Here is a 15,018-nt window from a genome sequence, read left to right as displayed (position 1 = left end):
GGCACTGTCGCGTCCGGATTCACCGTGATGGTGCCGTCCGCGTTCACCACTGCCCATGCCGGCAGGGTTGTCGCATCCGCCGGCGCATAGCTTGTGCCTGCCGGTGGTGCTGTGCCGTCTGAATTGAGCGGCGCTGCGATTGTTGCCGTTGTACCCGGCTCTACTGTTGTATCCACGTAGTCCGGCTGGTTGTCTACTGCATCGGTCGTACCTACGGTCACCACTACATTAATCTCTTCTGAAGAACCATCTGGATAAGAAACTGTTACCGGAATCGTTGTTTGTCCGGCCGGCACCGTCGCGTCCGGATTCACCGTGATGGTGCCGTCCGCGTTCACCACTGCCCATGCCGGCAGGGTCGTCGCATCCGCCGGCGCATAGCTTGTGCCTGCCGGTGGTGCTGTGCCGTCTGAATTGAGCGGCGCTGCGATTGTTGCCGCTGTACCCGGCTCCACTGTTGTATCCACATAGTCCGGCTGGTTGTCTACTGCATCGGTCGTACCTACGGTCACCACTACATTAATCTCTTCTGAAGAACCATCTGGATAAGAAACTGTTACCGGAATCGTTGTTTGTCCGGCTGGCACAGTAATATCTGGATTCACTGCAATAGTACCATCTGAATTCACCACTGCCCACGTCGGCAGGGTCGTCGCATCTGCCGGTGCATAGCTCGTGCCTGCCGGTGGTGTTGTACCGTCCGAATTGAGTGGTGCTGAAACTGTCAAAGTTTCGCCAGGTTCTACAGTTGCGTCAATATAGTCCGGTTCATTAATAATGGCAAACGGAGTAGCTGCGACTATAAATGAATCTGAAGATAACGGATAAGGAGAACGCGTCACATTATCACCTGGTTCAATTGCATATAATTTGGCAGTATAAATATCCCCGGGCTTGGCTGTCGTAGGAACGATAAAATCTGCCGAAGAAATAGTCCCTTGTTCAGTCGGACTCTGAACGCCAGTACTTGCTACTTCAATTCCATTTGAGTCGTACCATACTATTTCATATTTATTATCACCCATACTGCCAGCTGGAAGACCAGCCGTAACTGTGGTAACTGTATTGCCAATATATGCTGGAGTAGTCGTATTATTATAATCAATTATACCAAATTTCAATTCATCTAAAAATAATGCAAAATCAGCACCCGTAATATGCTGATCAGCTACAGCATCAATTTTATAAGTATTTGTCCAAGATGTACTCGCATCATCAAAAGCAAATTTATTACCGTAATAAGGACTGGCAATTCCAAAACTATCCATACCTTGTAAAGATACATATGTCCAATTTAAGTTAATATGCTTTGGTGCTGCTTCTATATTTGGCTTAGTACTGCTTGTACTCACATCACCATACCACGATCCAATTGTCGGGGAAGATGCGACACGATTAAATAGATCTGCGTATGTGGAACCTATTGGAAGACCTTCAGAAATAGCCAATGACTCCGGAAGAACCACATTTGTATTTAGTGCTGAGTCATTCAGAGGTCCATCATATCCTCTAAGATTATATTCTTTTCCATAAGTTCCATTAAATTGAAGTGCGTAATTTCCATTACTATCAGTTGTAGTAGTGACAGTTTCGCCAATCCATAATGCTGTGCCTTCAGCAGCAATTTGAGATTTAATCCATGCTTGAAGTTTCGCTTCATCAGCATCAGTCCATGAAGTACCTCTGATAGCCTTTCCAATATAAGTTTGTCCAGCAGTGTAAATTTTATTTAAAGCATAGTCAGATAAATATGAACCTACTACAGTAACATTTGGTGCGGCGGTATCAGTTGTACCCGGACTATATGTAGCCGTAGCACCCATTGTCTGAGCACCTACGTTCACATTGTTATTCCAGAATACTTGTCCAGTAATATACCCTTCTTCACCAGGCACTCTTACATTAGTTTCAGCATTAGCTAGGTCATGCATAACTGCATTATCTGTTTCAGCAACATAAATAAAATTAATATCAGTTAGTTGATCCATTCCAATACCATTGCCGGCATTGTAACTTGTATCCATTGCAACTGATTGTGGCCCAACTTGACTGTTCTCCCAAGAGTAGTAAAGATTTAATCCTTCAGGTGTTTCAGCCCACACACGCCACTTTTCACCTTCTGGTAAGTTAGGATCTGCATCAAAGTTGACCACTGTGCCATCATTTAATGTCAAACTTTTCATTACAATATGATAAGTTCCATCTGCGGCTGTTGTAGTTGTAAAAATTGGTGATGCAAATCCATCTTTCTCATACCATTGTGCATAGACTCGAACACCTTCTAAAGGTGTAGCTACTGTCGTATTATTTGTTTCAAGTGGATTACCTGTCCATTGCTGAACAATTTTACCATTGACTGTATGTTGAATAGCAGTAGAAGATCCAGATTCAATAACATTCACACCATCAATAACTAAAGTGGAATCCCCTGCGACTTGTGTAGTTTCAGTTGCAGTTAATGTATTGAATGTGCTTAAGCCAGAAAGACTGATAGTCTGATCGATACCTGTCGTCTGAATTTCATTAATAGATAAGTTAATACTTTCAGCATTTTCAAGTGCACTATCTTGTGTTGGCGCTACTGCCGGTAATTGATTAGCAGCTTGACTATCAACAATAGCTTGTAAAAGAATTGTTAATAATTGTTCATTTGTTAAATTTGCATAATCAAGGTTTAAGTTCGATACGTATGCTTGTGCATTTTCTAAAGAAATACCGGTGTTAGAAACTACTGTATCAGCCAGTACCTGCTCTTTATCTGTCACTGTATCAGCAGAAGCTAATGCAACCGCTGTTTCTGAAACTGCTGTTGTCGTCGCTTTCTCTGTCGTCGGTGCTTGCTCTGTTGTCGGCGCTTGCTCTGTTGTCGGCGCTTGCTCTGTTGTCGGCGCTTCCGTCGTTGCTTTCTCTGTCGTCGGTGCTTCGATCGTTGCTTGCTCTGTCGTCGGCGCTTCTGTCGTTGCTTTCTCTGTCGTCGGCGCTTCCGTTGTCGCTTTCTCTGTTGTCGGCGCTTCCGTCGTTGCTTTCTCTGTTGTCGGTGCTTCAGTCGTTGCTTTCTCTGTCGTCGGCGCTTCCGTCGTTGCTTTCTCTGTCGTCGGTGCTTCCGTCGTTGCTTTCTCTGTCGTCGGTGCTTCCGTCGTTGCTTTCTCTGTCGTCGGCGCTTCCGTCGTTGCTTTCTCTGTCGTCGGCGGCTCAGTTGCTATTACATTAGCTTGAACTTTAACTGTCTCACTGGCTTGTCCAGTTGCATCTAGTACAGTAACTGAGACAACTTCGCCATCTGCTACAGATAAGCCGCTAAATATAAAACTTCCTGCATTGATATCTGTAGACAATACTTCCCCATTTGCTAAGGTTAATTTAGCCACTGTTCCTTCTGTCGCTTCACCTGTTAAAACAGTATTATCAGCATTGAAAGATATATTTGTAGGTGCTACTGGCGCAGCCGGTGCTTCAGTTGTTGCTTGCTCTGTCGTTGGCGCTTCAGTAGTCGGAGTTTTTGTCGAAGCAGCCCCTGCAGTTGTGTTATCTTCTGCAGCATCCGCTTCATGTCCTTGACCAAGGAACAACAATGATCCGATAAGAATCGACGCTGTTCCTACAGTGAATTTTCGGATAGAATACTTGTTCAGACGGTTAGGAATAAAATCAAATCTCCGGTTGTTAGGCTTCTTATTCATATTTCCTCCATTGGCATTATAATTAATGCGCTTATATAATTTGAAAATCTTTTTAATATATTAACTCTACCCTATTATATCTTATTTCAATTAAATATCAGACAATATGATTTATAATCATTATGGTAGTTAATCTTTTTTATACACATCTTTAAATATCATTTTTAAATTATAACTTCTTTATAGTTAATACTGTTTATTTCAGTTGGTTTTAAGGCATCAAAGCATCAAAAATCATTTTCTAGTATAAAATAACTTAAATATTATATTTTTGTAAATTTTTATTAAAATCATTTTTTTAAACTAAATATTAACAAATATAATTTGATACACGATTTGTTGCATGAAATAACACATTTTTAAGCTTGATTAACTTATTCAAAATAAAACCAGAAAACTTAAACAAGTTCTCTGGTTTTATCCTCTATTTATTTGTTGATTGGTAAACTTTTATGTAGGGGTGCATTTCCTTTGGAAAGTATTCCTTCACTTCATCAATAGTTAATGAAGTCAAACCAATTAATTTAAAGTCATCTGTCACTAAATAAGTAGCATTTTCTTTACCGATTGACGATTCATTTAAACCTAGTTGAACTGTTCTGCCGGCTGCTGCATGGATCAGCGGTTTAAAATGACGCACATCCATACACTCGATATCTTCAATAATTACGGATTGCTGTTTACTAAGGGCACGCGTGATGATTCCCTCTTTCATTATCATTTCTTCACCCTCTTTTACATACTGGCCATATAACATCCCTTGAGTCCAGCATTCATCGGCAACCATATACAGTGTCTCTTCACTTAACTTCAGAACATCCAGAACTTTCGGGCTGTAATGTGTATTTAAAAAGAGATGGATTAGCTTATGTGATTCATTTGTCATACGCTTCTTTGAATTGCCTGCTTCATATGTTTTAATACTAACTTGTTTCTTCGGCGCTGCTTTAGCCAGCTGTTCTGCGTAAGAAGTGATGGCAGGTGCTTCTTCCTGTTCAGTCGGATTAAGCATGGCCTCATACTGAATCTTTGTCAGTTCTGTCACCGATTCATTCCAGTTCTCACCGACAAAATATTGTGCTCTCAGCATCGGTTCACGGTCAAGATCATAAATCGTCCGGTAATCAATGTCTCCTGTGTATTTAATGGTGATAGCAGTAGTATCGGTCCGCCCCATCATAACAGGCTTCTTATGCATCGCTTCTTCGACAACTGCTGTACCATAAATTCCGCGCTCCGGCGCTGTACGATAGATGATGACTTTATCGCCACGTTGCATTTCTTTATAGTGTTTGTAGCCATTACGTTCAATTCCGTTTACCGTCTTAGTGAAGATGGTATATTTCTCATCAGTCTGGAAGTTTTCCATCTCTCTCATCAGGAAGTAGCGGTCAATCTTTTCTTCTCCGCGTCCTAGTCCCATAATCAGTTCATAGTCTTCTTTGTTGATCTGATTGAGAAGTTGTTCTTTCATTCTGAATAATGAAATTTTCAACTGCTCATTACGTTCAAGGTAATCTTTAGTGAGCGGCAGCAAATTCTCCTCGTATTTAAAATGAATCTTGATCTGACCTCTTCTTGGTTCCTCGAACTTAACGACTGTCCCTGCGCCCAGCAGACCGATTTTATTCTGCACCTGATAAAAGATGACTTTATCACCGACCTGGGCACGCTTGAATGCTGCATAGCCTTCTGAAGGGTTGAAGTGAACAGATGAATCAAAGATTGAAACTTGTCCTATGAGATTCTCAAAATGGTTAAAGCGGTTATATCCGCAATTCAACCAGAAATAATTCATTCCATATCCCCCCTTAGTTATTCTGCCTTATTTTTCTGAAAGAACATTGCTATAAATGCAAGCAATATTGATAATATTATTTTTCTCATCGTTTTCACCTACTTAGAAAGTATCACAAGACTGACAGCTGTGACAATAAACCAGAGTAACACCCCTAACAAAACCGGCCGGTAACCCAACTGTCTAAACTGTTTCAAATCTACTGACAGTCCAATGCCACTCATCGCAACAGCAACTAAAAACATTGACGACTGCTTTATGATTGCAGCTAATCCAGCAGGTATCGGTACAACTGTGGCAATAATACTCGCGATCATGAAATAAAGAATAAACCACGGGAAGATGCGCCCTACAGAAACGCTTCTGCGGTTCATCCAGACGATACCAAGACAAAGGGGTACAATCATCAATGCGCGCAGTAATTTGACTATCGTCGCAGTCATACCTGCTTCTACACCGTAAGTATAGGCAGCGGCTACTACACTGCTTGTATCATTGATAGCAGAGCCGGCAAAGTAGCCAAATGTTTCTTGCGACATATTCAACATATGGCCAATGGCAGGAAAAAGAAAGACAGCGACTACATTGAAAAGAAAAATGATTGAAATAGCATAGGCTATTTCTTCATCTTCCGCTTCGATGACCGGGCTCACTGCCGCAATTGCAGAACCCCCACAGATTGCTGTACCTACTGCTATTAGCGTTCTCAGCTTACTTTTTACCTGAAGCATTCTACCTAAAACTAATCCTGCGATAAGTGCCGATGCTATAGTAGACAGACTGAGCGGAAGTGAAGACCACCCCAGTGATGCCACTACTTTAAAATTAAGCGTCAGTCCCATCAAAATGATTGAGGCCTGAAGCACGTTCTTCGAGCAGAACTTCACCCCTGTACTGACTTTGTCCATTTGCACAAAAGGTCTGACACACATCCCTAAGATAATACTAAAAACCGCTGCACCAATCAGCGGCATCCACTGCCCTGCCAGAGTTGCAATCACTGCGATGCATAGGCAGAGCAAAATTCCACGCCATTTCATAACGTCACCTCGCTGTTATTTTAACATAATGCTATAATATTAAAATATCTAATTAAGGAGGAAGACGTGAAAACTTTTATTATCATTTGTCTGCTTACTCTATTTAGCGTACAACCAGTACAAGTACAGGCAGCTGAACATATTCCTGTTACACTTGACCGCGTAATCGATGGCGACACGCTGTCTATTAAACAGCGCGGCCATAAGAAAACCGTGCGTCTTCTCCTCATTGACACACCTGAATCCAAGAAACCAAATACGCCTGTCCAGCCATATAGTCTAGAGGCGGCTGATTATACAAAATCACTCGTCTCACACTGCGACCTTAGTATTGAACATGATTCGAAGGGCAGATATGACCGTTACAAACGTGAACTTGTCTACCTTTACTGCGGGGATAAGATGGTCAACGAATCACTTGTCCGTGAAGGCTATGCACGTGTCGGTTATATTTATCAGCAGAAAGATCATTTAACTGAACTGCAGGAAGCTGAACGGCAGGCTAAAAGTAAAAAGCTTAAAATATGGTCCATGGATGGATTCGTCAATGAAGATGGTGAAGGCTTTAATGCCACAGAAGAAGAACGTCAGCAGGAAACTGACATAATAGAGGAATTACGCCAGTTTCTCTATGAGCTTATAGATGAGCTGCTGGATACGCTTCTCAAAAAAATCGGTCTATAAAAAAGCATTGTTTCATTGAGAAACAATGCTTTTTACTATTGAATAAAGACGTAGCGGCTACGTTCTGCCATGCTGATTGTGCGGTAACCCACTACTGTAGGCGGTGTATAATAATTCATTTCTGACACGAGTATACTACCATCAGGATTAACACGTTCAACAAATGCCACATGTCCTAGTGGACCTTCTGTAGATTGTGCGATAGAACCCACAGTTGGAGTATTATTAACCACATAACCATCTTTACGTGCACCATTTGCCCAGTTATTTGCATTCCACCAGTAGGTAGAAATGCCTTTACCGATAGCAGCACGACGATTGAAAACATGCCAAGTACATTGACCATAATCATACAGATTACTGTGATTGAAAACAGGCCCTGTGCTCGGTGCATGCTGGACTGTACTTGGTGACTGCGGTTCAGTTTTTGTCGTAGTAGAACGCGTATCTCCTGAAACTACAAGCTGCTGATTTGGAAAGATGAGATATGAGTTCAAATTGTTCCAGCGCTGAATATCTGAAATAGTTATATTAAATTTGTTTGCAATCAGCCACAAGCTGTCACCTGATTTAACTGTGTATTTTCCGGGAGGTGCAGAAGGTGTTGATGTGGCAGGCGCTGTAGTACTTTGATCTGTCACACCTGCTTTTACTTTCAGTCGCTGACCCGGAAAAATTAAATATGAGTTAAGGTTATTCAGACGCATGATCTGAGAATATGAAGTCCCATATTTAGCTGCAATGACCGATAAACTTTCTCCTGCCTGTACAGTATGGATTGCAGCAGTAGTAGCCTGGCCAGACTGCGTATTTGGTACAGGACGAGAATAAGTAGCGCCGCCTGGTATCTGCAGTTTCTGATTGACGAATATCAAGTTAGACGTTAAGTTATTCAAACTTTTTAACTCTGATACAGAAGTATTATACTGCGTTGCGATTGCCCATAATGAATCATTTGCTTTTACTGTATATTCACTTGCATCTGCTGTATGTGAATAGAGCGCACAAGCTCCTGCAGTAGCTGTTAATGCATAGACCTTCTTTCTCATCGATTAATTCCTCCGGTTTCTTTTAATAGATTAATTATGACATAGACATATTACTTTGGATGTTACAGTTTTCTTTCATGTTTACTAACTTTATTGAGATATTGTCAAATAAACTTAATAAAAGAAGGTTTTCTGAAAATCAAGAAGGGTAAAAGCTAATAACTTTTAATTTTAAAAGGGAGTGAAAAAATGGCAGAAGAAAAATATGATGTTCTTGATACTGAAAAAGAATATTTAAACCAGCAAGGTGCAGAGGAAAGTGCTGCTTTAGTCAATGATTCATTGAATGTGGCACCAGATGCAGGCGTCCAGGAACTCGATCCAAACCCACCGACCGACAAAAAGATGATAGAAGAAGATGATAAGTAATGTTTGAATGGTTACATCTTAGCGGTTTAAGTCTTTTTCTGCTGATGTCGCCATTTATTGTCATCGCTTTTCTTCTGTTTGTGATTGTAGGTTTTCTAGCTAGATTGACCAGGCAGCAGAAGCTTATTATACAGCAGCAACAGGAACTGATAGGTTTAACAGTGAAAGCACAAGTTCAAAGGAGGACTTTATAATGGCTAACAATAAACAGTACGATAATAGTTTAGATGGTGTGGATAAAGAAGTAACGCAGCAAACAGATCCTGCAGCTAAAAATTACGACTCCAGTATCGACGGAATAGATAAGAAAGACGATACTTTAACAGATAATCAAAAAGAACAGCTTAATAATCCCGCTCAAGCATCAGATGGTCGGGGAGAATAAAAGAGTGCGCTCGAATTTGAGCGCACTCTTTTATTCTACAACAATCTGCCCTGTATTTTGATAGTATTTATATGAATGAACGAGCCGGTTCTGAGCGTCGACAGCTTTGAAGCGGTAATAAGCACCACTGGCATCCTGCTCAACTGCAGGATATGCTTTTTCAAAACGCACCGCACTTCCTGCTTCTTTTTCTGCAGCGGTTCTGTACTGACTGCTGACAGCATTCAATGCTTTATTCTGCAAATTATCCACTGCATAGATACCTTGATCATTGAAATCATAAATCTGCATTGTTCTTGTGATCGGATTATAGACTAAATCATAAACCGTCACGACTTTTTTCCATTCTCCCCCTGTTGCGTTTGAAGCCATAACACGTGTCGTGATGACATGCTGTTTTAACCGGTCATTCTTCACTTGATCTATTGTAAAACGATTGATTTTATAATTGTCAAAGTGACCTGCCGGAATTTTATTTCTTAAATAACGTGCTGCTTCAGAATCCTCTTTAACGTAAATATTCAACAGTGCTAGATCACGACTGTTAAATGCGACCGGCATCTGCTTCATATAACCTGTGACTTGCTGTTTAGCAAGCGCTGAATAATTAACTCTTTGTGCAAGTTCCTGTGTGGCAGATACGTTTCCTTCAACTGAATCATTTTCTTTATTTGCTGTTTCTGTACTTGGTGCATCTGTTTGCGGCTTCTCTGTAGACGACTTTGTTTCAGGTTGTTCTGTTGTTTCTTTTTCAGTACTGGCTTGTTCTGATGTTACAGTGTCAGGTGTTTTTTCTGTCGCTCTCTTCGACTCATCATTCGCTGCACATCCTGCGAGAAGTAATGCTATTAAACTTACACTTAACCATTTTTTCATCTCAGCTCACCTTTTTATATGTCTTTTCGAAAGACATCCAGATTAATTACCTTTTTTTCCTTCTCTTCTTCTTCAGCTTGTTTCTGTGCTTCATTTTCCTGACTGACTTCTGATAATTTTTTGCCGCCATAAATCCAGAGTCTCGTCTCATTTAAAGCAGTGATAAATAATTGTTCAAACTTTTCAAACTGAGGTTCAGGTAAATCCTTGGCAAACAGATTAATCAGCTCTTCCATAGTCAGGTTCGCATTATTACTCGCGATAATCAGAAAACGAGCAGTATCAATCAGTTCTCTTATTTCTTCCTCTTCTTCAGATGCATGTATCTGAATGAAGTCGATAAGATGATTAAGTGCTTCTTCATGTTGATGATGATGACTTCCCGCATACAGTTTAAGCTCTGCAAAATTTTCCGGCACATAGTAGTGTTCTGCATCATATGCAGGCAGTTCTTGAGCCACAAATCCGTCTCTGATTACCGGTAAGATAATCATATCTTCTACCGGCTGAATGCCTAACAGCTGCAGTAGATAATTTAGGCGTTCTTCTGACAGTTCCTGATTGAAATATCGCTTATATAGTTGCTCAACATGTTGTCTGTGCACGTAACCATACAAAAATAGCACACCTGTTATAAACTCCAGATCTTGTTCGAGTTGCTGACGTTTCACCTCAATATCCTGCTTATCCAGCTGTTTAATCATACGCCGAAGATCAAATGGTAGAATCATTCCTTGTTTCGTCTCAAACATCAGAAGTGATTGCAGTGCAAAGAACACTCGTTCACTTGGAACAGGTACAAATTCGTGTTCTTCTTCTATAGAGTGCATTAAAAGTGAGTATTCATCTGATGGCATTAATTGCAGGATTCGGTTCAGGTAGGTTGGACTGAAGACCTCTTTTCGGATAGACTCTATAAGCTCAATCTGATGGAGTTCTGCTGCCTTTTCCTGAAAGAGCTGCTCATAAATATATTTCAAATCTATATCATTCAAATTATGCAGTGCTTCTCTATAATCCACATTCATCATCCTAAATCTTTTTCTTTAATTATAGAATGAGTACTCGAAGAACACAAAGGTGAATATTAAGAAAGTACACTGAAGTGGTAGGAAGTCGCTGTCTGAAAGGTTTCTGTTTCTTTCAGGCGAATGTCATCTAGTTCAGGATGATGAATAGCATCTGGCATGGATTGTGTTTCAAGCGCAATACCTGCCCCGCTGTCAAAGTGACGTCCAGAACTATCTGTAAAATCCATGCCTTCTGCTGAATAGACCACTACATAGGGTGCATCTGTTTGAACCTTAACCTGTCGTCCGGATGCTTCATGCAAAAGTTCGATACGTTTTTTACAGGGGTCCCCTGTTAACCTGTAAGCAGTATCCAGCCCTAACTGGACTGGTCTTGACTGTCTATAGTCCATGGCTCCTTCAACCGTTGCTAATTTTCCAGTTGGAATCAGTTCATCATCTGTCTGTAGAAAACTGGCGCTTTCTATGCATAGCAAATGGTCAGTTACATCTGTCTGTCCGCCATTAAGATTAAAATAAGTATGATTAGTTGGATTGAAGAGTGTTTCCTGATCCGTCACTGCAAAGTAATGAATAGTCCATGTGTTGTCACTTTTAATGGTATGGGTAATCTGGACTTTCATATTACCGGGATAACCATCTTCTTCTGCTCTCAGTTCTGCAATCATCTTCAGCGCAATCTCTTGCTGATTAGCATTTTCGATTATCTCTGTCTCAAATATACGATGGCTTAAACCATTCTTACCGCCATGCATATGATGATTGCCCATATTTTTTTCAAGATCATAAGATTGATCGCCTAGCTTAAATGACGCATTTGCTATTCTTCCACCAACTCGTCCTATACATAGGCCTGCATACGTGCTATTGTTAATATAATCTTTCAGGGTATCGAAGCCGATAATGATATTATCATGCTGACCCTGACGGTCAGGCATTTCAATCTTCTGCAGTGCTGCGCCGTAGTCAATAAAAGAAAAACGCATATCATCTGTCATAACGATGTAACGATGGACTATCTGACTATTTAAACAACCAAATACTTCCTTTTTAATTTCCATTCTATCACCCCACTCTTTATTAACTATATCTTACCCTTTAGTCAATCATTACACACTTCACCTATGACTTATTATTTTACGACCTGACTGAAAAATATTTCACTCGAAAGTTTTTTATTATTACAGTGTACAAAGGGGGCTGACCCATGGATTCCATTGAGCGTAAATATGAAATTTTTGATCGCTTCGGCCAGAGATGGACATGTACTATATTCAAAAATAAAGAGTATCGAGATGCACCTTCATTTATGAGAATCCGTTGCCGCTCAGCTGGTTTTAATAAAATATTAGATAGTATGAATAATGAACACACGCTACTTAAAGTACTGCATTTTATTACTGTTTTTAACGAAACTGAGCAGATGGATTCTTATCATATGAAGTCTGACTATGTCATGAATATCGATCGTCAATTAGATGAACAATAAAAAGAACTTTACCGGTCAGGTAAAGTTCTTTTTAGATATAAGTCAGCAATGTATAGAGCGCTAAGATAACCGCATCAAATATATGGCGTCCCTTATTCTCTCGGAAACGTTGATGATCAAGACTATCAAGTAGTCCTGTGATGAGAAGAGCAGCAAGCGTTAATATAATAAAGAGCGAAACATCTCTTGCTATCGCAAACTGCAGAATAACCAAAATAATCACTAAAAAGTTCAATAGGCGGTACAATGTACCCCATTTAATATCCATTTTCTTACTTTCCATTTATTACTCCTTCATCCCTGATTGGAATGATGTCATTTCTAGAGATATTTCTCAATATCTTTTGTCATTTTTTCAGGTTCTTTTTGTGGGCCGAAGCGTTCAACTACATTTCCTTCACGGTCGATAAGAAACTTAGTGAAGTTCCATTTGACCGCACTGCCTAACAGACCCCCTGTCTCTTTTTTGAGATAAGTGAACAACGGGTCTGCATTTTCCCCATTGACATCAACCTTCTCATGCATCGGGAATGTAACACCATAATTTAAACGACATGCACTCGCCGCTTCTTCAGCAGAACCTGGTTCTTGCTTCCCGAACTGATTGCACGGAAAACCTAAAACGACAAAACCTTGTTCTTTATATAATTGATATAGCTTTTCTAAACCATCAAATTGTTTCGTGAAGCCACATTTACTTGCTGTATTAACGATAAGAATGACTTGACCTTTATAACGTTCCAGTTGATATGTTTCACCGTTACTCAGTTTCACCTTGTAATCATAAACTGTCATGATGATCGCTCCTTTGGATTATTACAGCTATTATAGCAATAATAAGAAGCACTTCCCATTATATTGCTTAAGATTAAAGTCAATTTTTAATATGACCAAAAACATCAAAAATATATTCAAAACGTATATTTAATTTGTCTGATAAATGCTATAATTTCAATAATCAGAATTGTGAGAGGTGTCAGGATTGACTATCGGACAAAAGATACGTGAAATACGCCTATTAAAGAAAATGACTTTAAAACAAATTGCACAGAAAACAGAGCTCTCTATTCCATTCTTATCACAACTAGAGAGAGATAAGTGCAATGCGACTATGGGATCGTTACGCAATATAGCTGATGTGTTAGGTGTCCACCCAAGTGCTTTCTTTGATTACAATGAACTGACAGAACCTACTGTTGTGAATAAGAATGATTTTGACTACCGGGATCTCAGTAATCATGTAAACAGCATTTTCAAACCCCTCAAAATTACTATTCAGCCTAATTCGCAGATTTCAAGCCGTATTTCTCATAAGGGAACAGAGTTTGTTTACTGTCTGGAAGGTACTCTTACCCTTGTGGTCGGAGATGAAAACTATAATCTGACACCTCATCAATCATATATGTATCAAGCGACTGAGCCACACTACTGGTACAATCACACTCAGGAAAGTGTTACATTCCTTGTAGTGAACGAGACGTAAATAAGCTGCCAATGGCAGCTTATTTTTTCAGGCGGCTGATATTTTTCTTTTTTCGTTTTTTACTCTTCTTTTCTACACGTTTATTAATTACACGTTTTTCAGGCTGTTTCATCTCGGTCATTTTATACCCGCCAAGATGCCAGTTGCGAATGGTCTGGTAAGCATTCAGCATCAGTACAGAAGCTTGATTCACATCGAATGCTCTGAGCACGCTCTGGTCGATCATATCCTGCAGAATAGATGTTAAATTCGCAGGATTATCAATCATTTTCATCATCACAATAATTGTATCACGAACATCCTTCTGCTGATTGACATCAATAATATAAGGCTTAAGGAATTGCAGTAATACTTCGATTCCAGAACTCTCTTCATGATACTCAAACGCAAAGTAATTCTGGAAATCTTCCCAACTATCCGGAATGTAATACTGACGTTTAGATTCTATGCCGACACCGCTAAAATGAGCAGCTTCAATAAGCGGATTTAATACAAAACCATCTTTTATAGTAGCAACTCCATGCAGTTCTTCAGCCAGCTGCTCTTCTGTCTGCTGACTGGACATAAAGCGTTCAGCAAGTACTCTATAATGAGCGAGTGAGAAGTAACCATACAGGTTAACAGCACTGACAAGCAGCTTAACGCCATCGCTCAGTTCCTGTGACTGACTTTTTTCAACCACATAGCGTCTTAAATATTCTTTTATATCCACCGGGATAAATACATAGCCGTCCTTAACAAATAAGAAATGCTGAGCAGGTACTTCTCTGTTTTCTTCTGAAGAGAATACGTCTGCAATCAGTAAATGGTTTAACACGTTATAGTTCTCTACAGACATGTTCTCGAACATGCGGTCAGCCGCTGTAAAGTCCTTAAAGACATGAGAAACAATTAAGTCAATTTGCTCACTCTTCTTTTTATTTGAATAGCCTTTCATCTGATAATATTTACAGATATTTTTTAATGTTTCCATCTTCTCATGCTGAAGATAAAAAGCAAGCGGCTGCTCGAAGTGCTTGATTTCCTCTTCTGTCATCTGTTCTAAACTAAACTTGTTCGACATCTTACACCTCAATAATCTTTTTCACTTATATATTATAGCGGACGCCTCTTACATCTGTATAGCTTATCTCT

16 protein-coding genes are annotated in these 15,018 nt (G+C 40.0%); 6 read left to right on the top strand and 10 right to left on the bottom strand.

The features are described 5' to 3' along the window. From ERX27_RS05920 to ERX27_RS05910, 3 genes are all read right to left on the bottom strand, one after another. Positions 1-3,680 (bottom strand): Rib/alpha-like domain-containing protein (locus ERX27_RS05920; RefSeq protein ID WP_133431912.1); only part of this gene is annotated, 3,680 nt, incomplete at its 3' end. A 424-nt stretch (positions 3,681-4,104) separates the two neighbouring features. Then, the gene (locus ERX27_RS05915) at positions 4,105-5,478 is read right to left on the bottom strand and encodes a hypothetical protein (protein ID WP_133431911.1); all 1,374 of its coding nucleotides are present in this window, start codon (positions 5,476-5,478) and stop codon (positions 4,105-4,107) included. Positions 5,479-5,576: 98 nt separating this feature from the next. Continuing rightward, the gene (locus ERX27_RS05910; protein ID WP_133431910.1) at positions 5,577-6,518 is read right to left on the bottom strand and encodes a YeiH family protein; all 942 of its coding nucleotides are present in this window, start codon (positions 6,516-6,518) and stop codon (positions 5,577-5,579) included. Between the two features lie 66 nt (positions 6,519-6,584). Here ERX27_RS05910 and ERX27_RS05905 point away from each other — a divergent pair, with 66 nt between their 5' ends. After that, positions 6,585-7,202, top strand: coding sequence for a thermonuclease family protein (locus ERX27_RS05905; RefSeq protein WP_165983104.1), 618 nt, complete (start codon positions 6,585-6,587; stop codon positions 7,200-7,202). Positions 7,203-7,237: 35 nt separating this feature from the next. Here ERX27_RS05905 and ERX27_RS05900 read toward each other — a convergent pair whose 3' ends face one another. Next, positions 7,238-8,251, bottom strand: a complete 1,014-nt coding sequence (locus ERX27_RS05900; RefSeq protein WP_133431908.1) for a LysM peptidoglycan-binding domain-containing protein — start codon at positions 8,249-8,251, stop codon at positions 7,238-7,240. Positions 8,252-8,440: 189 nt separating this feature from the next. Between ERX27_RS05900 and ERX27_RS05895 the strand changes: the two genes are divergently transcribed. From ERX27_RS05895 to ERX27_RS05885, 3 genes are read left to right on the top strand one after another with little or no spacing between them, the layout of a single operon-like run. Next, positions 8,441-8,620 carry a hypothetical protein gene (locus tag ERX27_RS05895; RefSeq protein ID WP_133431907.1) on the top strand — a complete coding sequence of 60 codons (180 nt, stop codon included), beginning with the start codon at positions 8,441-8,443 and terminating at the stop codon, positions 8,618-8,620. Next, complete coding sequence (locus ERX27_RS05890; RefSeq protein ID WP_133431906.1) at positions 8,620-8,814, top strand: hypothetical protein; 195 nt, start codon at positions 8,620-8,622, stop codon at positions 8,812-8,814. Before ERX27_RS05895 ends, ERX27_RS05890 begins: the two co-directional genes overlap by 1 nt. Further along, positions 8,814-9,005 (top strand): hypothetical protein, encoded by a 192-nt coding sequence (locus ERX27_RS05885; protein WP_133431905.1) that lies wholly within the window; start codon positions 8,814-8,816, stop codon positions 9,003-9,005. Before ERX27_RS05890 ends, ERX27_RS05885 begins: the two co-directional genes overlap by 1 nt. A 30-nt stretch (positions 9,006-9,035) precedes the next feature. Here ERX27_RS05885 and ERX27_RS05880 read toward each other — a convergent pair whose 3' ends face one another. The 3 genes from ERX27_RS05880 to ERX27_RS05870 all read right to left on the bottom strand — a co-directional run bounded on the left by ERX27_RS05880 (position 9,036) and on the right by ERX27_RS05870 (position 11,973). Further along, positions 9,036-9,881 carry a TcaA NTF2-like domain-containing protein gene (locus tag ERX27_RS05880; RefSeq protein ID WP_133431904.1) on the bottom strand — a complete coding sequence of 282 codons (846 nt, stop codon included), beginning with the start codon at positions 9,879-9,881 and terminating at the stop codon, positions 9,036-9,038. 14 nt (positions 9,882-9,895) lie between these two features. After that, a complete protein-coding gene (locus ERX27_RS05875; RefSeq protein WP_133431903.1) occupies positions 9,896-10,903 on the bottom strand; it encodes a hypothetical protein in 1,008 nt (335 codons plus the stop codon). Positions 10,904-10,968: 65 nt separating this feature from the next. Then, entirely contained in the window at positions 10,969-11,973 is a 1,005-nt protein-coding gene (locus ERX27_RS05870; protein ID WP_133431902.1) for an aldose epimerase family protein, read from the bottom strand. A gap of 146 nt (positions 11,974-12,119) precedes the next feature. Here ERX27_RS05870 and ERX27_RS05865 point away from each other — a divergent pair, with 146 nt between their 5' ends. Further along, complete coding sequence (locus ERX27_RS05865) at positions 12,120-12,401, top strand: hypothetical protein (RefSeq protein WP_133431901.1); 282 nt, start codon at positions 12,120-12,122, stop codon at positions 12,399-12,401. Between the two features lie 31 nt (positions 12,402-12,432). Here the strand turns inward: ERX27_RS05865 and ERX27_RS05860 are convergent, their stop codons facing one another. Both ERX27_RS05860 and ERX27_RS05855 read right to left on the bottom strand, forming a co-directional pair. Then, complete coding sequence (locus ERX27_RS05860) at positions 12,433-12,684, bottom strand: hypothetical protein (protein ID WP_133431900.1); 252 nt, start codon at positions 12,682-12,684, stop codon at positions 12,433-12,435. A gap of 38 nt (positions 12,685-12,722) precedes the next feature. Next, on the bottom strand, positions 12,723-13,199 hold the full coding sequence (locus ERX27_RS05855; protein ID WP_165983105.1) for a glutathione peroxidase: 477 nt from the start codon (positions 13,197-13,199) through the stop codon (positions 12,723-12,725). A 184-nt stretch (positions 13,200-13,383) separates the two neighbouring features. On the opposite strand from ERX27_RS05855, the gene ERX27_RS05850 reads away from it, so the two are divergent. Continuing rightward, positions 13,384-13,884, top strand: a complete 501-nt coding sequence (locus ERX27_RS05850; RefSeq protein WP_133431898.1) for a helix-turn-helix domain-containing protein — start codon at positions 13,384-13,386, stop codon at positions 13,882-13,884. A gap of 19 nt (positions 13,885-13,903) precedes the next feature. Here ERX27_RS05850 and ERX27_RS05845 read toward each other — a convergent pair whose 3' ends face one another. Further along, positions 13,904-14,947, bottom strand: a complete 1,044-nt coding sequence (locus ERX27_RS05845) for a hypothetical protein (protein ID WP_133431897.1) — start codon at positions 14,945-14,947, stop codon at positions 13,904-13,906. Between the last annotated feature and the right edge of the window lie 71 nt (positions 14,948-15,018).

It is taken from the genome of Macrococcus brunensis, from assembly GCF_004359615.1.
Taxonomy (GTDB): Bacteria; Bacillota; Bacilli; order Staphylococcales; family Staphylococcaceae; genus Macrococcus; species Macrococcus brunensis.
Note: the sequence above shows the minus strand (reverse complement) of the source record. Positions and strands in the feature narration are given on the sequence as shown.